The sequence below is a fragment of the Microvirga sp. P4_A5 genome, assembly GCF_056402495.1.
Genome location: NZ_JBFUHH010000166.1, coordinates 1 through 4,711, shown reverse-complemented (window position 1 = coordinate 4,711; position 4,711 = coordinate 1). Strand labels below are relative to the sequence as shown.

Sequence of the window (4,711 nt, the reverse complement as noted above, 5' to 3'; positions counted from 1 at the left end):
ACTCGGACGTCGACGACGAGACTGACCAGGATGCTGATGCAGACGCGGACGCAGATGCTGATGCTGAAGACGACAGCGACGCCGATGCCGACGCGGACGCCAATGCGGACAATGAGAACGACGAAGACGTCGATGTCGATCAGGACAATGAAAACATTGCCGACCTCGACCAAACCAACGACAACGACGCCGACGTCGATCAAGAGCAGGATGTGGACGTAGACGTCAATCAGGAACAGGACGCCGATCAGGACGCGTCGATCGACATCGATTTCGATTTTTGATTGAGGGTCGTTGAACGAAGCCTGCGAATAGTTTCCGGGCCGGCGCGGGCTTTCGGCGCCGGCTCCTTCGCGAGAGTGGTGGGCAAGCCTACCATCGACGAAGTTTCTGCCCACGCGGAGCCAAATAGCCCATGGCCCATTCCTGGATAAAAATTCGCTCGCGTACCGCAATCGAAAGAGCTTTCGCTGCGTGCAAGGGCTCTCTCCTGGTGGTTTTCGGCCTCAGTTTGTTCGTCAATTTGCTGGCGCTGACGGTGCCACTCTATCTGCTGCAGGTCTACGATCATGTTCTGTCGAGCCGGAGTGTCGACACCCTTCTGATGCTGACCCTGATCGTGGTGATCGCATTGGCGGCCCATGCAGCTCTCGAGGCTTTGCGTCGGGAAATGCTGGCCCGGATCGGCACGTGGCTGGACGATCGGCTGCGCGCGTCGGTGCTTATCGCTGCCGTTCAATCCGCTTTGCGGGGTGAACAAGCGGCCGCGGCGCAGGCGTGGCGCGATCTTAGCGGGCTTCGCACCTTTTTTGGAGGCACCGCATGCACGGCGCTCTTCGACCTGCCATGGACCCCGATCTTCATTCTCGCGCTGATCGTCATCCACCCTTTGCTGGGGATCATAGGGCTCGTCGCATCCCTGATCCTGTTCGGCTTGGCCCTGCTCAACGAATTCGTCACCCGTAAGCCCATTGCACGCTCCAGTGCCGCGGCCGTCGAGAGCCAGCATCGTTTCGAGAGCCTCCTCCGCAACGTCGAGTCGATCAGTGCGATGGGAATGCTGCCGGGCGTGGCACGCCTCCTCCACGAGGATCAGATCAGCGCGAAGGAGGCGCAGCTTGCCGCATCTGGGCGGGCCGCGGGCATTCAGGCACTCGCCCGCTTTGTTCGATTGCTCACACAGGTGATTGTCATGGCATGCGCCGCATGGCTCGTCATCCGGGCAGATGTCAGCCCAGCGGCCATTTTCGCAAGCTCGATTTTGTTGGGGCGATCCTTGGGCCCGGTGGAAGGATCGATCGGCACATGGAGGGCCGTGACGACTGCGCGTCTCAGCTACAACCGCCTCCATAATATCATGGGAGGTCTGCCCCAATCGCGACAGAAGATGTATCTGCCTCGTCCCAACGGAGCCGTTTCGGTCGAACAGGTCACGTTCATGATGCCCGGCGCCGATATTCCGGCGGTGCGCAGGCTGAACTTTGCGATCAACCCGGGGGAGATCCTCGGAGTCGTGGGCCCATCGGGAGCGGGAAAATCGACACTCGGGCGTCTGATTGCCGGCACCATCTCGCCTTCGGTCGGGCATGTCCGACTCGACGGCGCCGATATGCGAATTTGGCTCGCTTCCGGGGGGCATCGCTATCTGGGTTATCTTCCTCAGGAAGTCGAACTCTTCGGCGGCACGGTTCGTGAGAACATCTCGCGCCTGCAGGACGCCCCATCCGAACACGTTGTCGCGGCGGCCGCCATGGTCGGTTTGCACGAGACGATCATGCGACTTCCGCACGGCTACGAAACCGAGATCGGGGAAGGGGGCATCCGACTGTCCGGTGGGCAGCGTCAACGCCTCGGTCTTGCGCGGGCGCTTTTCGGCTTCCCGCGGCTGGTCGTCCTCGACGAGCCGAACGCGAGCCTCGACGCCGAGGGCGAGGAGGCCTTGCGGCGAGCCATTCAGGCGATGCGGGATCGGGGAGCGACGATTGTCATCATCGCCCAGCGATTTGGCATCCTGAACATGGCGGACAAAGTCCTGGTGCTGGATAACGGCGTGATGAATGCGTTCGGAACGCGTCGCGACGTGGCCGAAAAAATCCGTGCCGGGCGGACTGTTATCCCGGTCAGAAATCAGCAGGTCGCTTTGGGCCAGAGAAGCATCAGGCGCATGGCGGACGGTGCTACGGCATCACCCATTGCGAACGGTGTCATTTCGAGCGCGCCTATCGGGAGGGTCGCGTTATGAGAACACCGCATGATGCGGGTCTCAATGACCTCGCCGCCATACTGACCCCACCTCCCGGCACGCCGTTTCAGCGTCTTCGACTGCTCGCTGCGAGCGCATTCGCTGTGGTGGCGGTTTTCGTCGTGGGCTTTGGCGTCTGGGCGACTCAGGCGCCCCTGGAGAGCGCCGCCATCGCGGGAGGCGCCGTCGAAGCGGAGTCGAGCCGGAAGACGATTCAACATCTCGAGGGTGGAATTGTCGGCCGCATTTTGGTGGAAGACGGTGATGAGGTGGCCGCCGGGCAGACGCTCATTCAACTCGACGATACGGGTGCCCGCGCGGCGGTCCAGGTCTTGCAGGGACAGCTCTGGAACGCGCAGGCTCAGGAAGCCCGGCTTCTGGCGGAGCGTGACGCGCGCGCAAGCGTGGAGTTTCCCCAATCTTTCTCGAAGATCATGCCCGATGACACCACACTCTCGGCGATCATGGCCGGACAGACGAAGATCTTCGACACACGCAGAAAGTTGCAAGCGTCCCGCATCGAGGTCATCGAGCAGCGCAAAGCGCAGACAGAGCGGGAAATCGTAGGATTGCGGTTTCTGGAGAATGCGGCCACGAAGCGTGCCGCCATCATTAAGGAGGAGATCGGGGTCGTCGCTCCCCTGGTGGGCAAAGGGCTTCAGACACGTCCACGTCTCCTCCAACTGGAGCGAGAGCAAGCCGAGATCGACGGACGCATCGGCGGCGCCCAGGCTCAAATCTCGCGAGCGGAGCAATCCATCGGCGAATCCATGGCGATGATGCTGAAGCTCGAGAGCGACTATTATACCGAAATCGCCCAGACCTTGCGGGACACGCAGGCGCAAATCTTCCAGCTCATCGAGCGCATCCAGGCTGCGCGGGATGTGCTTGCGCGAACRGAGATCCGCGCGCCAGAGGCCGGCACCATCACGGATCTTCGCATCCATACACCCGGGGGCGTGGTGGCCGCAGGCGAGCCGCTTCTGGATCTGGTCCCGCGTCAGGACCGCCTGATTGTTCGGGTTCAGGTGAAACCCGAGGACATCGATCTCGTTCGCCCCGGGCTGGAGGCGCGCGTTCGTCTCTTGCCCTACAAGCATCGACGCATTCCCCCGGTGGACGGGATCCTGACCTATGTTTCGGCTGATCGGCTCATCGATAAGCTGACGGAGCGCGCGTATTACACGGCTCAGGTTCGGATCGATCAAGCGTCCCTCCGGGCATTGCCCGAGGTGAAGATCATTCCCGGAATGCCGGTCGAAGTCATGGTGAAGACTGGCCAGTTCACCGTGGCTCACTATGTGTTGCGGCCGTTCCTGGACAGCTTCAATCGGGCATTCCGCGAGGATTGACACATGAAAGCTTTGCGGCGCGAAGGGGTCGTCGCGAAAAATATGAGGCGTTCCCGCTGTCCACTTGCACTGTTTCTCGCCGCCGCTCTCGCCTTTGCGTCCTGTCCTTTACGCGCCGAACCCGTCGCGGTGGGCAAGTCCGAACGGGAGATTTCAGCCGGAGAAACGACTTGGCGCGTCTACACCTACAAGCCCACCTGCTTTCGAGGCACGGCGCTTCTGATGGTTTTCCATGGATCGGATCGCAATCCCCGCCTGGCGAGAGACAATGCGATACCTTTAGCGGAGGCGGGTTGCGCGCTGACCGTCGCGCCCTTTTTCCCAGAGGAGACGTTTCCCCGATGGGCCTATCAATTCGGCGGGATAGGCGAGTTGCGGCAGGAAGACGGGCTCACGAAATTCCGACTTAAACCGAGAGGCCGCCGGACTGGCCAACTGGTCCTCGACCTCATCGACCGTCTGCGGGAGATGGAGGGGCGGCCGACAATCCCCTATTTCCTGATCGGCCATTCGGCCGGCGCGCAATTTCTCAGCCGTTTTGCCGCGTTCTTCGCAAACGAGGCAAGCCGGATCGTGCTGGCCAATCCGGGAAGCTACGTGGTCCCGCTGCGGGAGCGCAGATACCCCTATGGCTTGGGAGGCCTGACCATCGTCGCCGAAGCCGACCGCCGACGATATCTGGATTCGCCGATCGTTATTCTCCTGGCGAACCAGGACATTGGCCGAGAGGGACTCGACACGAGTCCGGGTGCCGAGCGCCAGGGTCGGACCCGTTACGAGCGCGGCCGGGCTGTTTTTGGGTTGGCCCAGGCGAGTGCAGCGACCGACGGTTCGAAGTTTGCGTGGTCGTTGGTGGAGGTGGCGGGCATTGGCCACGGAAGTGCCAGACTCTACGCCCGAGCAGAAACCGCATTGGCGCTGTTCGGAGCTGCGAAATAGACAAGCGGTCGCGCATCCATCAATGCGGTTCGCGGTGGGAGACGGACAAGATCACAGCCTCCGTGCGGTTCGTCGCGTGGAGTTTGCGCATGATGTGTTGAATATGGACCTTTACCGTATTCTCGGAGAGCTTCAGGTGATCGGCGATCCACTTGTTGGAATGCCCTTTCTGCAGCAA

4 protein-coding genes and 1 pseudogene are annotated in these 4,711 nt (G+C 61.5%); 4 read left to right on the top strand and 1 reads right to left on the bottom strand.

The genetic code is table 11. The features are described from left to right. From AC1DVM_RS22540 to AC1DVM_RS22525, 4 genes and pseudogenes are all read left to right on the top strand, one after another. Positions 1-284 (top strand): annotated as a pseudogene (locus AC1DVM_RS22540) (BapA/Bap/LapF family prefix-like domain-containing protein); the annotation flags it as partial. Positions 285-415: 131 nt separating this feature from the next. Next, positions 416-2,242, top strand: a complete 1,827-nt coding sequence (locus AC1DVM_RS22535) for a type I secretion system permease/ATPase (protein WP_477258275.1) — start codon at positions 416-418, stop codon at positions 2,240-2,242. Next, on the top strand, positions 2,239-3,594 hold the full coding sequence (locus AC1DVM_RS22530; protein ID WP_477258273.1) for an HlyD family type I secretion periplasmic adaptor subunit: 1,356 nt from the start codon (positions 2,239-2,241) through the stop codon (positions 3,592-3,594). Before AC1DVM_RS22535 ends, AC1DVM_RS22530 begins: the two co-directional genes overlap by 4 nt. Positions 3,595-3,597: 3 nt before the next feature. Next, positions 3,598-4,533 carry an alpha/beta fold hydrolase gene (locus AC1DVM_RS22525; RefSeq protein ID WP_477258271.1) on the top strand — a complete coding sequence of 312 codons (936 nt, stop codon included), beginning with the start codon at positions 3,598-3,600 and terminating at the stop codon, positions 4,531-4,533. A 19-nt stretch (positions 4,534-4,552) separates the two neighbouring features. Here the strand turns inward: AC1DVM_RS22525 and AC1DVM_RS22520 are convergent, their stop codons facing one another. Next, a complete protein-coding gene (locus AC1DVM_RS22520; RefSeq protein WP_477258277.1) occupies positions 4,553-4,711 on the bottom strand; it encodes a response regulator transcription factor in 159 nt (52 codons plus the stop codon).

What these genes read in the sequence shown, in the direction of transcription:
- AC1DVM_RS22525 (WP_477258271.1), top strand. Translation starts at nt 3,598, where the DNA reads ATGAAAGCTTTGCGGCGCGAAGGGGTCGTCGCGAAAAATATGAGGCGT.
- AC1DVM_RS22535 (WP_477258275.1), top strand. Translation starts at nt 416, where the DNA reads ATGGCCCATTCCTGGATAAAAATTCGCTCGCGTACCGCAATCGAAAGA.